Source organism: Streptomyces sp. Y309 (assembly GCF_056712025.1).
Window position 1 is genome coordinate 557,464 of the sequence record NZ_CM160048.1, and the last position, 21,208, is coordinate 578,671.

Consider the following 21,208-nt stretch of genomic DNA (forward strand, 5'->3'; position numbering starts at 1 on the left):
TCGCAAATGCGTGCCCCGAAGAGAATCTCCTTCGCGATCGCGGGGGCCACCCTTCTGGCCCAGTCGGAGGCCTGCCCTGTCCCCCACACGGGTGGTCGGCCTTTCCACAGTCGCCGTGCCGTGCACAGATGTCGCCCGGGCCCTTCCAGCTCAACGAACAGGGCCCGTACCGTAATTCGCGTGAGGCCGCCGCCGCTCCGGCGACGGGCGGGCGTGCGCCGCCCCCTCCCCCCCGGCCCCCCACCCAGGAACCGCGCCGTCCATCTGCTCCCCCCACCGAGAGGCAGATCAGCCATGGATCGAGCGAGAGCCCGAGCGAAGGACACGCCACAGGAAACGCCACAGAACGAGACAGCAGCAGCCGGGAACGAGATACAGGAAAGCGAGGTAGAGGTACAGGAAGGATCGAGGAGGCTGTTGCCGAGCAGGCGTCGACTGCTCCAGGGCGCGGCTCTCGCCGCGATTCCGTCCGCCCTCCTGACCGCCCATCACGCCGCTGCCGCTCCGCGCGCGGTCGACTACCCCTCGGCCGAATGGGTCCCGGCCAGCACCTCCAACTACACCGTCTCCAACCGCCCCAGCACCTATCCGATCGACTACGTGATCATTCACGTCACGCAGGAGACGTACGCCGACACCCTCGCCATCTTCAAGAACCCGGCGAAGAAGGTCTCCGCGCACTATGTGATCCGCTCGGCGGACGGGCACATCGCGCAGTGCGTCCGCGAGCGCAACGTCGGCTGGCACGCGGGCAATTGGAGCTACAACACACGCAGCATCGGCATCGAACACGAAGGGTGGGTGGACAAACCGGAATACTTCACGGACGAGATGTACGAAGAGTCGGCGGCCCTGACCGCGGCGATCTGCAAGAAGTACGGCATCCCGAAGACCCGCGAGCACATCATCGGCCACGTCGAGGTCCCCGGTACGGATCACACCGACCCCGGCCGGTACTGGGACTGGACGCGCTACATCCGACTGATCAACTCCGTCTGATCGCATCACCTTTGAGGCGGCCGACCATCCTGCACGGTCGCCGCAGGCGTCACGCAGACGTCACGCGGCTTCCGGCAGCGGCAGTCGGAGACGGGCCAGTGTCGGTGCGCGGACGGTTGTCGGCTTCTGTTCCCGGGGTGACGATGGCAGCACCGCATCGCCGTCCCGGGAGGCCCGAGTTGACCGATCCATGGCTGGCTCTGGAGCCCGGCACCGACCCCGCCGAGCGGGTGCGGACGATGCGGAGCGCGCATGAGCGGTTCACGGCGGCGGGAACCGTCTCGCGCCCCGTGCGCTCCGTGGTCGCCGAGTCCTGGCGTCGCTCGGCGCGGGCACGGGTCAGCCCGGAGGACACCGGGGCCTCGGTCGAGCTGACGGCCGGGGACCTGGGGGCCTATCGGGCGGAGCATCCGCTGTCGCGGGTGATGCCGCTGTTCCGCGAGTTGGTCGGCGGCTTCGCCAAGGACGGGGAGCACCTGCTGGCGGTGTGCGACGCGCACGGCAGGCTGCTCTGGGTCGAGGGCCATCCGGCCACGCGGCTGCGGGCGGGGCGGATGAACTTCGTGCCGGGCGCGCGGTGGGCGGAGTCGGCGATGGGTACGAACGCGCCGGGGACGGCGGTGGCCGTGGACCGGCCGGTGCAGGTGTTCGCGACGGAGCACTTCGTGCGCAGGGTGCAGCCGTGGACGTGCGCGGCGGCTCCCGTGCACGACCCCCGCTCCGGTCGCCTGCTCGGTGCCGTCGACATCACCGGCGGGGACGGCCTGGCGCACCCGCACAGCCTGGCCTTCGTGCAGGCCGTCGCGCGAGCGGCGGAGTCCCAACTGGCGCTGCTGGCACCGCCGGTGGAGGCCGACGGGACGCTGGAGCTGACGGCACTCGGGCGGGACGAGGGCCTGCTGGTCGTGGGCGGTCGCAAGCTGCGGCTGAGCCGACGGCACAGCGAGATCGTGGTGCTGCTCGCCCGTCATCCGGAGGGGCTGAGTGGGGATGAGTTGCTGTGCGCGCTGTACGCGGACGAGTCAGTGACGCCGGTGACGCTGCGGGCGGAGCTGGCGCGGCTGCGGCAGGTGCTGGGGCCGGAGATGCTGCGGTCCCGGCCGTACCGCCTCGCGGTGCCGGTCACGTCGGACGTGGATGTCGTCGAGCGGCGGCTGGGGTGCGGGGCGGTGACGGCGGCCGTGTCGGCGTACGCGGGCCCGTTGCTGCCGGGGTCGCAGGCGCCCGCGGTGGTGCGGCTGCGGCGGAGGCTGACCGACCAGGTACGGGCGGCGCTCATCGCGCGCGGCGACCCGGACCTCCTGTCGGACTGGGTGCACGCGCCGTGGGGCGAGGACGACGTGGAGGTGTGGCGCGCCCTGGCGGCGGTGCGGCCGACGGCGCCCGTCGTGGCGCGGCTGCGGACCCTCGACACGGAGCTGACGGCCGCCCCGGCGAGCCCCGTCGGCCGCCGCCCCTAGGTGCACGCCAGGCAGGAGCTCCCGCCGTACGCCAGGCAGGACTTCCCCGGCACACACGCCGGGCAGCACTTCGCGGGCCCACGCTTGGAAGACGTTCCTGGCGCACGCGAGGGCGGATGGCGGTGCCCACGCCACGCGGAGCCACACGGACATCTTCCCGGCGCGCACGAGGGCGGGATGGTGCGCCTGCGTCGGCCCGGCGGCCGACTGGGGCACAGCGAACGCGCACGCCCCGCAACCTCCTTGCAACCTCCGCGTCCCTAGCCTCGCGCGGAGAGCTGCCCGACGGCGGGCGGCGTGTCCGGGGAGGCAGTCAAGATGGCCCGTTACGCAGCGCCCGGTACGGAGGGCGCAGTCGTCTCCTATCAGGCCCGGTACGACCACTTCATCGGCGGGGAGTACGTGGCGCCGGCGCGGGGGCAGTATTTCGAGAACCCGAGTCCGGTCAACGGGCAGCCGTTCACCGAGATCGCCCGGGGCACGGCCGAGGACGTGGAGCGCGCGCTGGACGCGGCGCACGCGGCGGCGCCCTCGTGGGGCCGTACGTCCGTGGGTGAGCGCGCAGCCATCCTCCGGCAGATCGCCGACCGCATGGAGGCCAACCTCGAGACGCTCGCGGTGGCGGAGAGCTGGGAGAACGGCAAGCCGGTGCGGGAGACGCTGGCCGCCGACATTCCGCTGGCCATCGACCACTTCCGCTACTTCGCGGGGGTGATCCGCGCGCAGGAGGGCTCGCTCAGCCAGATCGACGACGACACCGTCGCGTACCACCTGCACGAGCCACTGGGCGTGGTGGCGCAGATCATTCCGTGGAACTTCCCGATCCTGATGGCGACGTGGAAGCTGGCGCCCGCGCTCGCCGCCGGGAACGCGGTCGTCCTGAAGCCCGCCGAGCAGACCCCGGCGTCGATCCACGTCTGGCTGAGCCTGATCGGCGACCTGTTGCCGCCCGGCGTGGTCAACGTCGTGAACGGCTTCGGCGTGGAGGCGGGCAAGCCGCTCGCGTCCAGTCCGCGCGTCGCGAAGGTCGCCTTCACCGGGGAGACGACGACGGGGCGGCTGATCATGCAGTACGCCTCGGAGAACATCAAGCCGGTGACGCTGGAGCTGGGCGGCAAGAGCCCGAACATCTTCTTCGACGACGTGTGGGCCGCCGACGACGACTTCCGCGACAAGGCGCTCGAAGGCTTCACCATGTTCGCGCTGAACCAGGGTGAGGTGTGCACGTGTCCGTCGCGGGCGCTGATCCAGCGCGGCCACTACAGCGAGTTCCTCGAGGCGGCGATCGCCCGGACCGAGCAGATCAAGCCGGGACACCCGCTCGACACCGACACGATGATCGGCGCCCAGGCGTCCAACGACCAGCTGGAGAAGATCCTTTCGTACCTGGACATCGGCCAGCAGGAAGGCGCCAAGGTCCTGACGGGCGGCCACCGCATCGACTACGACGGCGAGTTGGCGGGCGGCTGGTACGTCCAGCCCACGATCTTCGAGGGCGACAACCGGATGCGGATCTTCCAGGAGGAGATCTTCGGCCCGGTCGTGTCGGTCGCGTCCTTCAACGACTTCGACGACGCCATCAAGATCGCCAACGACACCCTGTACGGCCTGGGTGCCGGGGTGTGGACGCGGGACATCAACACCGCGTACCGCGCGGGCCGTTCCATCCAGGCGGGCCGCGTATGGACGAACTGCTACCACGCGTACCCGGCCCACGCGGCGTTCGGCGGGTACAAGCAGTCCGGTATCGGCCGTGAGACGCACAAGATGATGCTGGAGCACTACCAGCAGACGAAGAACCTTCTGGTGTCGTACTCGCCGAAGAAGCTCGGCTTCTTCTAGACGCGCAAACAGAGGCGCCTGACCTGGGCTTTCGCCCGTCAGGCGCCTCCCGACGACGCAATCATCAGCGAGTCCGTTTTGCTCGATGAATTCCAGTTCCTCCCGCGGGAATCCCACTCCTGACCACTGCTTCCGGACCAGTCACGGACCAAACGCGCCCCGCGCAGCCCTCCCATGCCTCCCCTCGGCTGACGCGGTCCCACTCCAGCCTTGTCAACACGGTCTCACGCGACCGCGCCCAGTTCTTGGTGTACGCGGACGCATCGACGTACTTGCCGGCCTGGCTCCGGAACAGCCGGCCGTCGCCTGCCACACCGAAGCGGTCGATGTGCGCCCGCAGGACCGGACGCCCCGTGACACGCCCACGACCCCCGGGAAAGATCGACTTCGACGGAAGGTGGGGGGTTTCCCTAAACCCGGTTCCACTCCATGAGGCCGCTCACGATCGGGGGTTTAGAGTCAACGCGTCGACGCGACAGCGTGTTCGGTCCGGACGAAAGAGCGTGTGAGTATGACGGCATCCGCCACCGAGAGCGGCGCCAAGCGAACGTTCGCCGTACGTGCCGGAGAGGCGAGCGGTGACCGCATACGGCTGAGCGTCTACGACATGCTCATCGGCACGGTCTACACGCCTCGTGTCTTTTTCTACCGGGAGACACTCGACGGCGAGGCGCTCCGCGCCTCCCTCGGCAGGACATTGCGCAACTTCCCGATCCTTGCCGGCCGCATGAAGAGGGATCCCGACGGCGGTCTCAGCGTGCTCTGCGACGACGCCGGTGTGCGCTTCGTCGAGGCACACGCATCCGTGCCCATGCCGGACTACGGGCCTCGCCACACGGCGAAAAAGGGGCTGGAGCGCCATCTCAGTCACGCCATGCCGTTCTGGGTGGTTGACCGCGATACGCCGCTTTTCACGGTGAAGCTCACCCATATGAAAGGCGGCGGCTCCATTCTGGGCCTCACGATGAACCACGCCGTGGCCGACGGGACCAGCTATATGAGCTTCCTGGAGAGCTGGGCGCGCGAGCACCGGGGCCTCGGGTACCCCAAGCCCAGCCACGACCGTGGAGTCATCGACGCGCTCGCCGCGTCGGCCGCGGGTGACACCTGTACGGGCGGCGCCCATCTCACGGTCATGGAGCGAGGCCAGAAGGCCGCCTTCCTCGGCCGCATCCTGCGGGGCAGCCTCGGCAGCGTGACGACGGTGACCACCCGCTTCACGGCGGCTGAACTGGCCACCATCAAGGTCACCGCGATGGCCGACCTCGCGGGCACGGAGCGGTGGGTGTCGACCAATGACGCGCTGACCGCCCATCTCTGGAAAGTCCTCGGCGCATTGCATGACCGCCCCGACACGAGCGAGGAAAGGCTCGGCCTCATCGCCGACTTCCGTTCGTTCGTCGGCGGAGCCGTACCGGATGACTACTGGGGCAACGCCGTCACCAATACCCGGCCCAGGATGACCGCAGCCGAACTGCGCTCCCGCCCCCTCGGCGAGGTCGCCGTGACGGTCCGCGCGGCTCATGCCGAGAACACGGAGGAGAGAATCCGCGAGGAAGTGGCATTTCTCTGTGCCGAACGCGATGCGGGGCGCTTCAAGCGCGTCATGACCACGATGGCTCTGGACTCGTTCGACAGCACGATCGCGATCAACAACTGGTCGAAGCTGCCCTTCTACAGCATCGACTTCGGGCAAGGCACCCCCTTCTGGTACGACTTCACCTCCATGGTGGTTCCCTGGACCGTGCACATCGCGCCGACCCCGGCCGACCAGGACGGTGCCCGCGATGTGCATATGGCACTGCCCCGTGCCCAGGTCCGTGCCCTTCAGGAGCCGTCCTGGGCCGGCCGGTTCCACCATTACGCGGATTCCGGCGAAGTATTTCCGCTGACTTTTATGGATGCCAAAGCGAAGCAGTGAGGGCATGATCTCGTCGAATCCATCTGGGGCCAGCACTTGTTCCCCATCGAGAGTTCCTGCTGCCACCTGGCCGTATTCCCCCTCCAGCGGTCCTCGTTGAATCTCGTGGTGACCCCCGTTTTCTCCAGGTGCTGCCTTGAGCGTTCAGGCGTGAGGAAGGTGTGCCGGTGGGCGAGGCGAGACTGCAGGTCATCGCGGGTGGGGCCGTCCCGCAGGTGCCGCTGGTGATGGACCCGTGGCAGTTCCAGGCCGTGTGCGTCGACGCGTTCGTCGCGTCCTGGCAGGCTCGCGGGTTCGCCTCTTGATCCGCGGTGAACACCTTTGCGACCAACTGCCCGACCCGTGCGCCTGGTTGGACGATTTCGTCGCTCATGTCGCAGCCCGCCATTGTGTCGGCCGGGCATGCGGATTCGTCGTGGACCTGGGCCGCCTCCTTCAGGACGAGCGCTCCAACTCGCCCCAGGCACTTATCGAACGGTCCCCCAGACCGGGTCGGTCCGTGGGCTCCTTCGCCCGTGCCCTCGAGGACTTCTTCACCCTGCGCGGCCTGGCCCTGCCCGCCGACCAGTCCGAACGGCTCGCCGCCGGGCGCCCGCGGGGCGGGAACCCGCCCCGCAGTGATCACACGCTGGAAACGGCCCTGGCCACCATGCGGGACCTGACACTGTTCCTCATGAACCATCGAGCCAAGACCGACTGGGCCCTGGTGGATGTTCATGACGTCGAGGCATTCCTGGTCACGCTGCCCAAGGGGGGCGCAAGCGCAGGCTGACCGTGCTGCGGCAGTTCTTCCGCTTCGCGCACTCCCCCAGAAGATGGCGCTGGTCGGTCCCACCCGGACCCTGACCGTGAAGGAGTCGAACGGCTTCCGCGGCCGGACACTCACTCTCGATCAGCAGCGTGAACTCTTCCGCCGCTGGCCCAGACGGTTCGGCTCGGCAAACGACCCCACCCCGTGCCACGGGACCCTGCTTCCTGGGCCGTGTTGCTGCGATGCCTCGATCATCGTGACGGCTGGCGAACCGACAACCGCCTGGCCGCGGCCCGAGCCCAGGGGATCGTCCAGGCGTGTCTCGCACCATAAGTTCTCATCCTGGCGGACCGCAGTTCTCATCCTGGCGGACCGCGCCTGCCAGGGAGCCGGCGCCACCGACCGGACTCCCTGCTCCGGCCACCGCGAACTGCCAGAGCGCTATCAGCAGGACACCCGGGACCAGGCCGCTTGCGCGCATCCGGCGAGCACGCCTTCGCCCGGCTCCAGTCCCGGCGCCTGCTGCCACAGCAGCACGATCGGGTAGTTGGCCTTCTCCTCACCGGAGTGTCCAGGTGCCCACGGCCAAGGGGGAAGCTTCAACTGCGTATCTCCCGCCGCGTTCAGCTCGTGTCCCTCTCTGTTCTCGCGGACCCGTACTGCTCGGACGGATCGGCGGACACCCGGGGCGGGATCAAGACGCGCCAGGGATCCTTCCGTCCTGCGACTCACCGAGGGCGCGGTCGCCCGGCGCCTGTCCCGGCTGTACGTCCGCACCGGAATCGCTCCCGCACCGAACTCGTCACCGCCGTACTCACCGGCTCCCGCTGACACAGCAGGACCCATGAAGCGCCCCGGCCACCCACCCCAGCAGCCGTCCGACGGACCTGACAAGGACACTACGGTTCGCGTCCGGTTTCCCTGTACTTAGCCGCTCACCAGCTACAAGGGCCGAAACAGCCGCTCACACCTGCCACGATTTCAAACGCAGCAGCACACTAGATGTTCAGAAACGGAGTCCCTTGAACATGGTTGACATCGCGAGACAGGACTTAGGGCAGGCGGACGACGCACAGTCGTGGCCCGACGGCCGTACGCGCGGCACCACCCCGCCTGGCCGGGGTGGTGGACTCCGGCATGGGCGTTGGCGTGCGGCAACGCCTCACCGGCGTGGTGACCAGCGGCGGCATCGTGGTCTGGGAGACCGACGTGCTCAACCCTCCCAGCGCTGCGCTCCACTGTCCGCCACACACCTCGTGGCTGCTCTTCCTCGAGTCCGACCAGGTGCGGCAACTGCGGCTGATTCCACCGCTTCGCGGACGACAGCTGACTCTTCAAAAATCTCCGGCGAGCGAACTTCTCGGGGTTCCGGCGCATCGCGTGTGTGATCTGTTCCCCGATGAGGGAAGGCAGCCGTACCACGCCCCGAACCCCCTCCACGTTCGTCCTCATCCTCGGCGCCTGGCAGGGCGGCGGGTCGTGGCGGCCGGCGGCGCGAGTGGTGTTTGTCGGGCGTTGATCAGCTATTGATCGCCTGTTCCTAGCCTCCTCGAGACAGAGACCCGGGTAACAGCACCGGGGTCGCGATGCGAGGCAGAGGACGGGCCACCATGAGGAAGTCGCTGAGGAAGCCGCACATTTGGGGCACGTTGACCCTTGCCGTCATAGGTGTCACCGCCATGCCGTCCACGGCGCAGGCGGCTCAGTTACAGGGGCAGTTCGCCCGCGGGTGCGGTGCCGCTCTACTGGCCGTCTCCTCCGGCAAGGCCACGCCCGGGCCCGCCGCCACCGGCTCGACATCGGCGGCAACCGCAAGGTCAACTCCGTGCTGCACACTGTGTCCACGTCCTCGAGGTCCGCTGCCACGATTCAGCCCGATCCTTCGTGACCAGGAAGACATGCCCATTTGGGCAACAGCTCTGACCGTATATCTCTAGTGTCGGCTCATTAGTGTCGGCTCATTCTGATCCCTACCTTTCTGATCATGCAGATCAGCCACCACGACGGCGCAGATGTCGGCGACAGGGCGGCCCGGCCGTCGATACGGGAGTGGATCTGCCGAAGCGGCACCACTTGCCACTCGATCTGTCACTCCCCGACGGTCCGCTCTGGCCGGCGCCTGAAACCGGGCCAGCGAGCAGCAAGCGCGCTCGCGGTGCCGGTCAACCCGATGACGCCCTCCGACGAGTACGCAGATTCAGTGCGTGGCCGCCCGCCCCGCAGGGGCATCGCAGTTTTTCCGCTGCGGGTCAGGTGAATCGTTGACTCTCGAAGTAAGCCAACCATGATGTCACCGCCAGCGGCACAGAAATAGCGCATCCGATCCTTCCACTGGTTTGCAGCGCCGATTCCGCTGCGGATTTATTGTTCAGCCGACACTCGGGAGAGGTTTTCATGCTCCAGAACACCGACCGAACGACCATGGCCGGCGGCCTTCCCCTACCCGTGCAAAACACTGTTCACCGAAATCGTCGGACAAACGGGCCGCACCTTTTCACCTGTATGGCGAGTCTCGACGCCGAGCTCAACATCGAAGCAGCGAACTCCGACTTCTTCCGTCATGTCGCGCGTCCCTCACGGGAGATCTGCGGGCAGAGCATCTACGACGTGCTGCACCCGAGCGCCCGCAACATCCTGCCCAAGCATTTCAGCCATCTCTCGGACGGCCATGGCGGAAGATTCGTGGAGAAAGTGGTCGCGAAACGCGGCCATGACCGGGTCTTCTCGACCGAGATAACAGGCATAGCGATCCAGGGAGAGGGGGACGCCTTCTCAGGTGTCGTCGTCCTGATGACCCCCGACGACGACCTGTCCGAGGCGGCCCCGGCAGCGAAGTCGACGCCTCTCCTCACGCCTCTCGACGCCCGCATCCTGGAGGGGGTCGCCACCGGCGCATCGACCGTCCAGCTGGCCTCGCGTCTGTACCTGAGCCGTCAGGGCGTCGAGTACCACGTGGGTCTGATGCTGCGCCGATTCAAGGCGCCCAACCGCGCCACGCTGGTCTCCCGCGCCTATGCGATGGGCGTCTTCACGGTCGGCAGCTGGCCGCCCCGCGTGCTGCCCGACTTCGTGAAGTGACCGACGAAGAGCGGCCACCCGGCTGTCGGTCCCGGCGGCCGCCGCGGAGCCGGGCGGCCGCTCAGCGGCGGTGGCCGCCGATCCCCTCGTCGTCAGCGTCGTGCCAGGCCACTTTGTGGTCGAAACTCTCTTGTATGCGGACGACATCGCGGGCGACGTTCGCCACGGCCATCTGCGTCAACGTGGCCACAGAGGCGGTCATCGAGGCCAACTGGTCCCGCGATTCGGGGTCGTCCATGTCCAGCTCAAAACGGTCTAGATCATTCATCAGCCTGCGGACGTACGGAGAGTCGCCCTGGCCGTTCCGCAGCGCGTTCAGGCTGCCACGTAGCTTCATCAAGGCTTTTCGGATTTCCACGAGCTCCGCGCTCATTATGCGTTCCTCCGTCTCTTCCGAACCGGCCAGTCCATCGCCACCTGTGCCGATCCAGGATCCCGGGCATACAACTCCCGTCGCTTCGGGGGGGCCGGACCTATTAAGGAGGAAGACCTGGGTATGCGCAACACCTGTTTCGCCCTCGGCGCGACATCTGGTCGTTTCCCAAAACACGGGGCGCGCCGAGACCTCGTGAAGTGCATGGGGCCGGGCGGATTCTAGGGGCCGCCTTAGTACATGCGCCCTTGGCGTGAAGAGCCGGCGGCACGCGCGCCGTCGGCGTGCATGCGGTGCCCGAAGGCTGAACACCATCGCCGTCATCGGCATGGCCTGCCAACTGCCGGGCGCCGCGCCCCGAGCCCTGAGGCCCTGTGGCGGCTGCTGCGGGCCGGGGACAGCTCGGTGCGGCCCACTCCCGCCGACCGGCTGCGCCTCGGCGACGCCGATGCCGAGGGCAAGAACGACACCGAGGGCGCGGGCACGGACACCGAGACGGGCTCGGGCGAGTGTGTTCAGGGCGCTGAAGAGGCGTGCCGCTGGGGTGCGTTCCTCGACGAGGTCGAGCGCTTCGACGCCGGATTCCTCGGGGTCTCCCCTCCGGAGGCGGACCTCATCGACTCCCAGCAGCGACTCGTTCTCGAACTCCCCCAGGAGGCCCTGGAGGACTCCCGCATCGTTCCCGACGCGCACGGCGGCACGAGGACCGGCGTGTTCATAGGAGCCGCCCACGACGACTACGCCACGCTGCTCCACCGGCTCGGCGACGAGCGCGTCACGCACCGGACCTTCACCGGCGCGCACCGCGCCCTCATCGCCAACCACCTCTCCTGACCTGCCCGCAGCAGGCTTGGTGCCGCGCGGGCGGTGGTCCTGCAGCAGCTCGCGGAGACGGTGGCACCGTACCGGGCGCACGAGGCGGAGCAGGCGCTGCGTACGGCGTACGACCTGGCCGTCGCGTGCAACGCGGCCCGGGTCGCCGCCGGGGCCCAGGAGACGCTCGGGCCGACGGCGGTCGGCGGGGCCGCCCCGGTGCCGTTGACGCCGACGGAGCGGATGGTGGCCCAGGGGCTGACCAGCCAGGCCATGGCCGACACCCTCGGCGTCTCCGGACGGGTGGTGGAGAAACATCTGACGAGCTGTTACCGCAAGATGTCGACCTCCGGCCGCCCGGGGCTCGCCGCCGCGCTCAAGGACGCGGGCCTGTTCGACAGGGGAAGGCCGGAGGGCCGGACGGTGCCGTTCCCACTTCGGCTCCGGCTCCGGCTCAGACCCCGTCCGGGACGCTCAGCGCCGCGAAGTGCTCGTCGAGGACGCTCAGCACGTCAGCGGCGCGTTCGTTGAGGTAGAAGTGCCCGCCGGGGAAGATCCGCAGGTCGAAGTCGGCCGTGGTGTGCCGATCCCAGTCGCGGGCCTCGTCGATCGTCGTCTTGGCGTCGCTGTCGCCGACCAGGGCGGTGACCGGGATGTCCACCGTGACGCCGGGCGGGCAGCGGTATGTCTCCACTGCCCGGTAGTCCCCGCGCAGCGCGGGCAGGATCATGCGTAGGAGTTCGTCGTCGCCGAGCACCCGGTCGTCGGTGCCGCTCAGGGCCTTGACCTCGGCGATGACCCCCTCGTCGTCGCGTAGGTGGACGTTCTCCTCGCGGTGGCGGGAGGGGGCCAGCCGGCCGGAGACGAAGAGCCGTACGGGGGCCGTGCGGCCGTCCCGCTCGAACCTTCGAGCGACCTCGAAGGCGAGGAGCGCGCCCATGCTGTGGCCGAAGAAGGTGAGCGGCCGGTCGGCCTCGCCGCGCAGCGCCTCGTGCACGCGGTCCGCGAGTGTGCCGATGTCGTCGATCAGCGGTTCCCTGCGCCGGTCCTGGCGGCCCGGGTACTGCAGCGCGACGACGTCGACGTGCGGGGCGAGGGCGTTGGCGACGGGCACGTAGTAGCTGGCCGAGCCCCCCGCGTGCGGGAAGCAGATCAGACGGTGGGCGGCGGGGGACACCGGTTGGAACCGGCGGCACCACTGGCCGTCGTCATGGGGGCTCACACTCACGCTGCTTCCATTCCCTTTTCTCTCTTTGCTTCTGTGTATCGACTGTGGAGCATTGCCTGTTCAGGTGGACACCGCACCACTATCGGGGACGCGTGAGTCCAGGGGGGTCACGCGTCGGGAAGTCTGGGCGAATCCCTTGTCCTTGGCCCGGCACGCCGGTCACGCGTTGAAGGAACGGGTGGGCCGATGGCATAAATCTGAGCGCCGGACGCGAATCGAGGCGCCGGACGCGCAGCGAGGAGTTCGGCATGCCCAGCACCACGAATCCGCGGATCTCCAACGGCGAAGCAGTACGCGGCCCCACGGGCAGACGGCTCTTCGCGGTCAGCGACCTGCACGTCGCCTACGAGCAGAACCGGGCGGTCGTAAAGGATCTGCACCCCTCCGACCTCTCCGACTGGCTGATCGTCGCGGGTGACATCGGGGAGTTGACCGCGGATGTCGAGTGGGCGCTGCGGCTGCTGGCCGAGCGGTTCGCCCAGGTGGTGTGGGTGCCGGGCAACCACGAACTGTGGACACACCCCGACGACCCGGTGCGGCTGCGTGGCGAGGCCCGCTACCGCGGTCTTGTCGAACTGTGCCGATCCCTCGGTGTGTTGACTCCGGAGGACCCGTACGCGCACTGGCCGGGCCCGGACGGGCCGGTGGTGATCGCGCCGCTGTTCCTGCTGTACGACTACTCGTTCCTGCCGCCGGGTGCCACCGGCACCGCCGACGCGCTCGCGCGGGCCGAGGAGGCGGGGGTCGTGGCCACCGACGAGTTCCTCCTGCACAGCGACCCCTACCCGGACCGCGCCGCCTGGTGCCGGGCGCGGCTGGCGTACACCCGTGAGCGGCTGGACGCCTGCCCGCCCGAACTGCCCACCGTGCTGGTCAACCACTTCCCGCTGGTGCGCGAGCCCACCCGGACCCTCAGGTACCCCGAGTTCGCGCTGTGGTGCGGCACCACCGCCACCCACGACTGGCACCGCCGTTACCGGGCAGTCACCGTGGTCTACGGCCATCTCCACATCCCCCGCACCACCTGGCACGACGAGGTGCCGCACCGCGAGGTGTCTCTGGGCTACCCGCGCGAGTGGCAGGCCCGCGGCCGACCCGATCCGCTGCCGCGCGAGATCCTGCCCCGCCGGGGTGCCCTGTCCCAGCGAGGTGCCCGATGACGCCGCTGATGCGTCGGCTGCTGCCGGACCAGGTCGAAGTGACCGAGGTGCGCGGCGAGTTGGCGGCTCCGCCGCTGTTCCCGGAGGAGGCCGCGACGGTGGCCCGGGCGGTGGTCAAGCGGCGACGGGAGTTCGCCACCGGCCGCCGCTGCGCCCGCCTGTCGCTGGCCGCGCTCGGCCGCACGGCGGCCCCGCTGTTGCCGGGCCCGTCGGGTGCGCCCTGCTGGCCCGCCGGGGTGGTCGGCGCGATCTCCCACTGCGACGGCTACCGGGTGGCCGCGGTCGCCCACGATCGCGATCTGGCGGGGCTCGGCATCGACGCCGAACCGGCCGGCCCGTTGCCGGACGGTGTCCTCGACGCGGTGTCGCTGCCCGAGGAACGGGCCGACCTGGCCCGGCTGACGAGCGCGGCGCCCCACATCCCCTGGGACCGGTTGCTGTTCAGCGCCAAGGAGGCGGTCTACAAGGTGTGGTTCCCCCTCACCCTCAAACCGCTCGGCTTCGAGGACGCCCGGCTGCGCTTCACCCGCGAGCCAGGAGCGGCGGGCCTGGAGCACGGCACGTTCTCGGTCCGGCTGCTGGTGCCCCTGCCGCCCGAGCTCATACGGGCGGCCGACGGCGGGGCCGTGGACCTGACGGGCCGGTGGCTGGTGGGCGAGGGCATGGTGCTCACCGCGCTGACGCTCCCCGCGGTCGGCTCCGGCACCGAGCGGCCCGCCTGAGAACCGGCCGAGACACCGGCCGAGACACCGGCTGAGACACAGACGAGGCAGCTGATGCCGACACGTCCCGCAGTCCCAGAGCCACCCCCGTCCCCCATCACGGCCCGCGGCGGGTGCCACGGGCCGGCCTCGTCGCCGCCGGGGTCTCCAGCACCTCCACCGCCCGCCCCGCCCAGTACGACCGTGAGGCCGAGGTCGTCTACGACGCGCTGGAGGAGCGCCGACGGGCCGGGCGGCGGCTGGTGTTCTTCTCGACGGCCTCCTTCTCCATGTACGGCTTCCCCGACGGCGAAGCCACCGTGACCGGCCCGGTACGGCCGCCGTCCGTGTACGGTCGGCACAAGCCGGCCCTGGAGTGGTGCGCTCCTCGGGCGTCCCGTATCCGATCCTGCGGCTGAGGCGTGTCGTGGGCCGGCTCCAGCGGCCGTACCACCTGCTGCCCACGCCCGTCCGCACCGTCCTGGACGGGCGGGTGACGATCCACGAGGGCGCGAACCCGCTCTGCACCATGCGCCGCAACCACCCCGGCGGCGGCGCGGGACAGGTCGACGGCGACGTCGCCGCGGACCCGGCCGCCGATGCCGTAGACCGCGGCGAACTTCCCCTCGGTGGGGCTTCCTTCGACGACGTGGCACCGCTCGGTCCCGCCGACCTCGCCGAACACCTGGACCTTGAGATCTTGCTGGTCGGTCCAGAAGTACGGCAAGGGCGCGAAGGGCGTGGCCCCGGCGCCGGCGAGCAGGTTCCGGGCGACGGCCACGGCCTGTTCGGTGGCCTGTGTGCGGTGTTCGCGGCACCGTCGGGCCGGTTCGCCACGTCGCCCACGGCCCACACCCCGGGCCCGGCCGCACCGAGCGCGCCGCAGACGACTCCGCCGTCGGCCGGGACTCCCCCGCCTCGCAGCCACTCGGTGCTGGGCAGCGAACCGGTCGCCACGAGCACGACGCCGACGGGCAGCAGCCCACCACCAGCCGGGGCCCGCCGATCAGAGCCGTCCGCAGGGCGAGGGCGTCGTCGAGGGTGCGCAGCACGGGCACACCGCTCAGCCCGTCGCCGCCGGGCAGCCGCCGGGGCCGTACGCCGGTGGTGACGACCACGGCGTCGGCGGGCAGCCAGGGGCCGTCGGCGAGTTCGACCGTGCGGCCGGTGCGGTCCAGGCCGACAGCGTCGGTGCCCGGCCGCAGGTCGATGCCGAGGCGGTCGTAGGCGTCGGGGGCGCGCAGCCGGATCCTGCGCTGGGCAGGCAGCAGCGCGGCGACGACCTCCACGTCGTCGGCCAGGTGCCACGGTCCTGGACGCGACACCGGCGACGTACCGCAGCATCCTCGACATCATCGCCCCGCCGCACAGGCCGAGCCGGCCGGGGTACGGATGTTCTGCAGCGGCACGGCCTCGCTCGGCGGCCACCTGATCGCCGACTACGTCAAGACGTTCGGGGAGATCCTCGTACTCACGCCCGACATGATGCAGGGCTTCCTGGCGACGACGGCACCGTCCAGGAGGCCGATCGCGGCTGGTACCCGACCGGCGGCTTCGGCCGCCTCGTCGCGGTCGGCAACCTCTTCGTGGCCGGCCGCAAGTTCGCCGTCCACTGCATGAGTTACATGCTCCCTCTACACGATGAGCCCGCCGGTGCACGCCGCCGCCTTCGGAAAGCTGCGCCAACGGGTCGAGGAGGAGGTCTTCGGCGACTTCGGCTTCTCGACACCCGGGCTGCCGGTGGTGGCCGACCAGGACGGCTCACCGTTGACGACGGCCGCGGGCCTTCGCACCATGCTGCTCGACACGACCGACTTCGAACTGCTCTCGGCCACTCCGGACCGGACGCTGCGGCAGCGCGACTGAGGGATCTGCCACGAAGAAGCGGTCCCGTGTGCCGGGTGCACACGGGACCGCTTCTTCGTGGTGCCTCCGGGTCAGAACTCGTCCAGTTCCAGGGGCGCGAGCTCGGCGAACACATCCCCCGGCCCGGGGTTGGCCGGATGGCTGCCGCCGCCGAGATGACGTACGACACCCCACACGACGTTCAGCGCCGTGGTGACCGCGCCCTCCGCGAAGCCGCCGGTCCAGGAGACGTCGTCGCCGGCCAGGAAGAATCCCCGCTGGTGCTCAGGCAGCGCACCCTGCATGAAGTGGGTGAACAGGCGGCGCTGGTAGCGATAGTGGCCCGGCAGGTTGGCCTTGAAGGCTCCGGTGAACCAGGGTTCGTTCTCCCAGCTGACGGCCACCGGCGGCGCGATGATGTGCGACCGGATGTCCACGCCCGGATAGATCTCGCCGAGCGAGCGCAGGACGACCTCCAACCGCTCCTCGGCGGACAACGCGGCGACCCGCTGCGAGTCGTCGTTCCAGGTGTAGGACAGACACATCACTCCGGGTCGGCCGGGCCCCCGGCCGAAGAGGTACACCGAACGCGGCAGCCTGTCGGTGAGCGTCATGCCCATCACGTCCCGCCCGGTCGCGGCGTCGATGTCCAGCCAGAACGGCCGGTCGGTGAGCGCGAACAGTTTGGAGGAACTCATGTAGTGGGTGCGCTCGATCGCCGACCGGACCGGCCCGGGCAGCAGCGCGTCGTCGCAGGCGACCCGGCTGTTCAGCAGCCGGTGCTGCCCGGTGAAGACCACCGCCCGGTAGCCGCGCGTCCGGCCGTCGGCGTCGGTGACCTCGATACGTTCCCCCGCACGACGCAGCGCGGTGACGGCGGGCCGGGGCCGGTCTTCGTGGAGCGTGGCGAGCGACGTACCGGCCGGCCAGTGCGCGAGGCCCTCGGGAGCGTGCCGCCACAGGCCCAGCGGTACCTGTTCGCAGCCTCCCTCGATGGTCTGCTGGTCAACGTCGGCCTCGGTGTAGACGACGCGGAGGATCTCCAGCATCGAGTTGGGGAAGTCGGTGTCCCAGCCGCCGGTGCCGAAGCCGACCTGCCCGAAGAGCTCACGGAGCCGGAAGGAGGCGAAGGCGGGCGTGGAACTGAGGAAGCCGTAGAAGGACTGGTCGTCCAGCAGCGGCACGAGGCGGTTCCACATCGCCTTGATCGTGGCCGTGTCCCGGGTGCGGATCGCCTCCTGCATGACCCATACGTCGGCCTGCTCGCGCAACGTCTTGTCCCAGGCGTCAGCGACCTCCCGGTAGACGGGCGGCAGATCGGCCTCGGTCCGGGCCCAATGGGTGACGCCGCCGATGTCCAACACCGTCATGGGGGTGCAGGGGCTGAGCGGGTTGGCGAACGGCGTGGTGCGCAGGCCCAGCGTGCGGACGTAGTGGAACAGCGCGGTGGCCGAGAGCGGGAACCGCATGGCCCCCAGCTCGGCCACCTCGTCCGGAAACCCGTCGAAGCCGGCGGAGCGCATCCGGCCGCCCAGGCGTCCCGCCTCGTGGAGAACCGGACGCAGTCCCATCCGCATCAGTTCGTACGCGGCGACCAGCCCGGCCATCCCGCCGCCGACGATCGCGACCTCGGTTCCCATAGCGTCGGCCGGGACGCTGCCCAGGCCCGCCGGGTGGCGCAGCCAGTCGTCGTAGGCGAAGGGAAAGTCGGGGCAGAGCATGGTGATTCGAGAGCTCGACGGGCCATTCCCGTGGAGGGCGGTGAGGAGCATGTTGGACCTATCCCCTCGTCACGCCGGGACCCGCTTCGGGCCGACCGGCCCTTCCCCGTGGTAACAAACCCTGACCTCGCGCATCACACATGGCTTCTTCCTGTGGTGGGTGGGCGACCCATAGCCCAGCACGCCATGCAGGGCACGGACCAGCGAGGACAGAGGACTCTAGGGAATTGCTGGTCACGGCCGCCCGGCACCGACCAGCCCGGACACGAAGCGGTAGACCGAGGAGTTGAGCTGACCAGCGCCGAACGGGAGGACGTGCGGCGGCTGCGCAATGAGAACCGCGAACAGCAGCAGACCATCGAGATCCTAAAAAAGGTGTGCCACGAACGCAGGGGCCGCTTGCGGTAGTTGAGCAGCTGAACGCGGTGCTGCACGAGAGATGAAGGGCATCAGACAGGCGGAGCGCAGTCCCCCTACAGGGGATGGCTGTTGACGCGCCGTCATTTCGTGCGGAACGCGGGAAGACGCACTTCGATGCCTCAACTCTGTGTTTTCAACGCAGCGTTGTGAAAGGAAGCCTTCCGAGCGGACAACCCGATCCCGGACGGCGTCCAGGGCCGGTGTCCGCGACGCCAGGATGCCGGCCGGGCTCGGCCCCGCGGCGCCGGAGAGGAAGCGGTCGAGCGCGGCCGGATACAAATTCCTTCCTCCGTGCCATACGGGCACGCTTACCCTTTGAGATCGATCGGTCAATGACATGGTGGGCGCTGCCCGGGGGCAGCGCCCACCATCAGCGCCTCGCCCGGCGGGCGCTCCTCTGCCGGACCCGCGGGCGCATCGCCTTGCGGGCGTCGATGGCCACTACCTCGAAGTTGTCCACAGTACGGTTCACCCGGCCGAAGAGATTGTCCGGACCCGCGATGCAGACCTTGGTGATGCCTTGCTCCCGCATCGTTTCCACCATGTCCGGCCAGCGGATCGGGCGGTCGAAGGTGTCGAGCAGCATGGTGCGCACACCGTCCGCGCCGGTCAGCAGTTCGCCGTTCTGGTCGGCGACGACCGGCAGCTTGGGGTCGGCCACCTCGAAGGTGCCGAGGACCTCCTCCTCCGCCTTGCGGCGCAGGGCGCCGAACGCCGGGGCGTGCACGGGCGGCCACATGGTGTACATGTTGTATCCCCCGAGCTCGCCGATCCGCTTCTTGAACCGGTCAAGCACGGGCTCGCGCAGGGACACGAGGTAGAAGCCCTGGTCGATGTAGCCGGAGACGTCGTGCCACTCCCCCTCGGCGTCCAGTTCGGCCAGCGCCTCCTGAAGCCGCTCCTCGGGGGTGTGGATCACGCAGTGCGTGACCGCCTCACGGTGCTCCTGCCGGAAGTACTCCTCCTCGCAGCGCGCCAGTTCGGCGGTGAGCCGCACGGTCTCCTCGAACGGCAGGGACCCCGCGTAGGTCACCGCGGCCCGCTGGCCGAAGCTCGGTCCGGCGCACAGCTCGGGCCGCTCTCCCAGCGTCTCCTCCGCCCAGTCGGCGAGGGAGAGACAGACGGTCAGGAAGGCGATCTGGGTGTGCGCGGCGTACTGCGCCTCCTCGTCGGCGTCCGACTGGCGGTACCGGTCGAACACGGAGTACCCCACCACCTCGTCGGCGATCGCGAGCCGGCGCCGGGCATGGGGGTTGGTCAGCAGGAACTCGCCCACATCGGTGAAGCGGAAGGGCCCCATCCCGGGGAAGACCATCGCCGTACGGCTGGTCTCCGGATCGGATGTCTGCGGCTCTGTGGCCTGCGGCTCGGTGGTCTGCTGCTCCGTCATGCCTTCGCTCGCGTCGCCAGGTCGAGAGCCAGCTGCTCGAGCTGTCGTTTGTCGGGCTTGCCGTTTCGGTTCAGGGGAAATCGCTCCAGGACGTGAATGCGGTTGGGGTGCTCGACGTCGGGCAGCAGGGAGGTGATCGGCTCTCGCCAGTGCCGCGGCTCGCGCCGCTGCTCGTCCTCCACGAAGAAGAAGAGCTGGCAGCCGCGCTGTTCGTCGGGGACCGGGACGACCTTGACCAGGCAGCCGGCCGCGGCCAGCTTGTGCTCGATGATCTCGGGATAGAGCGTGTGGCCGTTGCGGTGCGCCGCGGCCTTCCTGCCGAGGACGAAGAGGTTGTCCGCGCCGTCCAGATAGCCGAAGTCGCCGGTGGGGTACCAGTCGGTCCTGGCGGGGTCGACGGGGGTGACCGTGCCGTCCTCCGCCAGATAGCCCTCCATCAGGTCGGGCGAGTGGATCTGGATCTCCCCGACCTCGCCGGAGGTGAGGACGGCGCCCTCGTCGTCGACGATTCGCAGCTTCAGGCCCTCGACGGCCCGCCCGCAGGCGACCGCGTTGTCCTCGGTCGCGAAGGCCACGTTCCCGGCCTCGGTGCTGCCGTAGCTGTCCAGCAGGGGCAGTCCGAATCGCTTGACGTAGTCGGCGACCAGGCCGGGGTCCAGCGGGGCCGCCCCGCTGCAGAACATCCGGACACCGGACAGCTCGTCCGCCAGGGCGGGCTTGCGGCCGATCATGTTGAGCATGCTGCGGTAGCTGGCCGGGGTGGCGTCGACCACCGTGGCCCCGCAGGTGCCCGCCATGGTCATCGCCCGGTCAAGGCGTCGGTAGGGCGCGATGACCAGCGAGCACTTGACCAGCCAGGCGATGAGCACCATGGACAGCCCGTACTGGTGGGAGAAGGGCAGCAGCGGCAGCAGGACGTCATCGGGGCGATGGCCCACCTGCTGGGCGTTGCGCTCCAGGTTCTTCAGGAACTTCGCCCCGGTCTTGACGATGCCCTTGGGCTCCCCGGTGGATCCGGAGGACCACATGATCAGGCCGTCGGGCAGCTCGCACCAGGCGTCGAGGGACAGCCGCGGCTCGGCGGCGGTCTGCTCCATGGACGCCGCGAGCAGCTGGTAGACGGTGACCTGGGCCGGGCTGTTCGCGGGCATCGGCGTGTCGTCGTCGACCACGCAGATCTTGACCCCGGCCAGGTCGCAGATGCGCTGGGTGGCCTCCGCCCGTTCCTGGTGGTCGACCATGACGATCGACGCGCCGGTGTGCATCAGGGCGAGGAGGACCCCGACAAAGCCGGCGGAGTTGCCGGCCTTCAGCATGACCCGGGTGCCGTCGCCGACCCCGCGCTCGCGGAGCGCTTCGGCGATGGTCAGGGCCCTCTGTTCGAACTCGGGAAGCGAATGCACCGCTTCCGTCGCAAAGACCTTTGCGGTCATCGGGTTTCACTGAGCCTTTCTTCTTCTTGAAGTCTCTTGGGGTGGGAGCCACCCACGACGCCGACGCTCCGCG

Annotated in this window: 19 protein-coding genes and 2 pseudogenes; 14 read left to right on the forward strand and 7 right to left on the reverse strand. The window is 69.4% G+C overall.

The window, feature by feature from the left end; translation table 11 throughout:
* The first annotated feature begins 417 nt into the window (after positions 1-417).
* From AC0KTA_RS02240 to AC0KTA_RS02275, 8 genes and pseudogenes are all read left to right on the forward strand, one after another.
* Entirely contained in the window at positions 418-999 is a 582-nt protein-coding gene (locus AC0KTA_RS02240) for an N-acetylmuramoyl-L-alanine amidase (RefSeq protein ID WP_481053372.1), read from the forward strand.
* A gap of 179 nt (positions 1,000-1,178) precedes the next feature.
* A complete protein-coding gene (locus AC0KTA_RS02245) occupies positions 1,179-2,459 on the forward strand; it encodes a GAF domain-containing protein (protein ID WP_481053373.1) in 1,281 nt (426 codons plus the stop codon).
* Between the two features lie 318 nt (positions 2,460-2,777).
* Entirely contained in the window at positions 2,778-4,301 is a 1,524-nt protein-coding gene (gene adh, locus AC0KTA_RS02250; protein ID WP_481053374.1) for an aldehyde dehydrogenase, read from the forward strand.
* A 511-nt stretch (positions 4,302-4,812) separates the two neighbouring features.
* A complete protein-coding gene (locus tag AC0KTA_RS02255; RefSeq protein WP_481053375.1) occupies positions 4,813-6,222 on the forward strand; it encodes an acyltransferase in 1,410 nt (469 codons plus the stop codon).
* A gap of 167 nt (positions 6,223-6,389) precedes the next feature.
* On the forward strand, positions 6,390-6,527 hold the full coding sequence (locus AC0KTA_RS02260) for a hypothetical protein (protein WP_481053376.1): 138 nt from the start codon (positions 6,390-6,392) through the stop codon (positions 6,525-6,527).
* Between the two features lie 194 nt (positions 6,528-6,721).
* Complete coding sequence (locus AC0KTA_RS02265; protein WP_481053377.1) at positions 6,722-6,994, forward strand: hypothetical protein; 273 nt, start codon at positions 6,722-6,724, stop codon at positions 6,992-6,994.
* Positions 6,995-7,255: 261 nt separating this feature from the next.
* Positions 7,256-7,498: pseudogene (locus tag AC0KTA_RS02270) on the forward strand (IS5/IS1182 family transposase); the annotation flags it as partial.
* 1,977 nt (positions 7,499-9,475) lie between these two features.
* Complete coding sequence (locus tag AC0KTA_RS02275) at positions 9,476-10,051, forward strand: helix-turn-helix transcriptional regulator (protein WP_164327954.1); 576 nt, start codon at positions 9,476-9,478, stop codon at positions 10,049-10,051.
* Between the two features lie 61 nt (positions 10,052-10,112).
* Here the strand turns inward: AC0KTA_RS02275 and AC0KTA_RS02280 are convergent, their stop codons facing one another.
* Positions 10,113-10,424, reverse strand: coding sequence for a hypothetical protein (locus AC0KTA_RS02280; RefSeq protein WP_481053378.1), 312 nt, complete (start codon positions 10,422-10,424; stop codon positions 10,113-10,115).
* A 405-nt stretch (positions 10,425-10,829) separates the two neighbouring features.
* On the opposite strand from AC0KTA_RS02280, the gene AC0KTA_RS02285 reads away from it, so the two are divergent.
* Both AC0KTA_RS02285 and AC0KTA_RS02290 read left to right on the forward strand, forming a co-directional pair.
* Entirely contained in the window at positions 10,830-11,258 is a 429-nt protein-coding gene (locus AC0KTA_RS02285) for a beta-ketoacyl synthase N-terminal-like domain-containing protein (protein WP_481053379.1), read from the forward strand.
* 33 nt (positions 11,259-11,291) lie between these two features.
* A complete protein-coding gene (locus AC0KTA_RS02290; protein ID WP_481053380.1) occupies positions 11,292-11,768 on the forward strand; it encodes a LuxR C-terminal-related transcriptional regulator in 477 nt (158 codons plus the stop codon).
* Here AC0KTA_RS02290 and AC0KTA_RS02295 read toward each other — a convergent pair.
* Positions 11,692-12,465 (reverse strand): thioesterase II family protein, encoded by a 774-nt coding sequence (locus tag AC0KTA_RS02295; protein WP_481053381.1) that lies wholly within the window; start codon positions 12,463-12,465, stop codon positions 11,692-11,694. The genes AC0KTA_RS02290 and AC0KTA_RS02295 overlap by 77 nt on opposite strands.
* Before the next feature lie 248 nt (positions 12,466-12,713).
* Here AC0KTA_RS02295 and AC0KTA_RS02300 point away from each other — a divergent pair, with 248 nt between their 5' ends.
* From AC0KTA_RS02300 to AC0KTA_RS02310, 3 genes are all read left to right on the forward strand, one after another.
* The gene (locus AC0KTA_RS02300; protein WP_481053382.1) at positions 12,714-13,625 is read left to right on the forward strand and encodes a metallophosphoesterase family protein; all 912 of its coding nucleotides are present in this window, start codon (positions 12,714-12,716) and stop codon (positions 13,623-13,625) included.
* Positions 13,622-14,347, forward strand: coding sequence for a 4'-phosphopantetheinyl transferase family protein (locus tag AC0KTA_RS02305; protein WP_481053383.1), 726 nt, complete (start codon positions 13,622-13,624; stop codon positions 14,345-14,347). Before AC0KTA_RS02300 ends, AC0KTA_RS02305 begins: the two co-directional genes overlap by 4 nt.
* Positions 14,348-14,460: 113 nt before the next feature.
* On the forward strand, positions 14,461-14,745 hold the full coding sequence (locus AC0KTA_RS02310) for an NAD-dependent epimerase/dehydratase family protein (RefSeq protein ID WP_481053384.1): 285 nt from the start codon (positions 14,461-14,463) through the stop codon (positions 14,743-14,745).
* Between the two features lie 146 nt (positions 14,746-14,891).
* Here AC0KTA_RS02310 and AC0KTA_RS02315 read toward each other — a convergent pair.
* Together AC0KTA_RS02315 and AC0KTA_RS02320 are read right to left on the reverse strand one after the other, a co-directional pair.
* Positions 14,892-15,254, reverse strand: a pseudogene (locus tag AC0KTA_RS02315) (oxidoreductase C-terminal domain-containing protein); the annotation flags it as partial.
* A gap of 511 nt (positions 15,255-15,765) precedes the next feature.
* Positions 15,766-15,939, reverse strand: a complete 174-nt coding sequence (locus AC0KTA_RS02320) for a hypothetical protein (protein WP_481053385.1) — start codon at positions 15,937-15,939, stop codon at positions 15,766-15,768.
* Between the two features lie 28 nt (positions 15,940-15,967).
* On the opposite strand from AC0KTA_RS02320, the gene AC0KTA_RS02325 reads away from it, so the two are divergent.
* Positions 15,968-16,192, forward strand: coding sequence for a hypothetical protein (locus AC0KTA_RS02325; protein ID WP_481053386.1), 225 nt, complete (start codon positions 15,968-15,970; stop codon positions 16,190-16,192).
* A 71-nt stretch (positions 16,193-16,263) separates the two neighbouring features.
* On the opposite strand, the gene AC0KTA_RS02330 is transcribed toward AC0KTA_RS02325, so the two are convergent.
* From AC0KTA_RS02330 to AC0KTA_RS02340, 3 genes are all read right to left on the reverse strand, one after another.
* Positions 16,264-17,892, reverse strand: a complete 1,629-nt coding sequence (locus AC0KTA_RS02330) for a flavin monoamine oxidase family protein (protein WP_481053387.1) — start codon at positions 17,890-17,892, stop codon at positions 16,264-16,266.
* Positions 17,893-18,682: 790 nt separating this feature from the next.
* On the reverse strand, positions 18,683-19,702 hold the full coding sequence (locus AC0KTA_RS02335; RefSeq protein WP_481053388.1) for an ACP S-malonyltransferase: 1,020 nt from the start codon (positions 19,700-19,702) through the stop codon (positions 18,683-18,685).
* Entirely contained in the window at positions 19,699-21,135 is a 1,437-nt protein-coding gene (locus AC0KTA_RS02340; protein ID WP_481053389.1) for a class I adenylate-forming enzyme family protein, read from the reverse strand. Before AC0KTA_RS02340 ends, AC0KTA_RS02335 begins: the two co-directional genes overlap by 4 nt.
* Positions 21,136-21,208 lie beyond the last annotated feature (73 nt).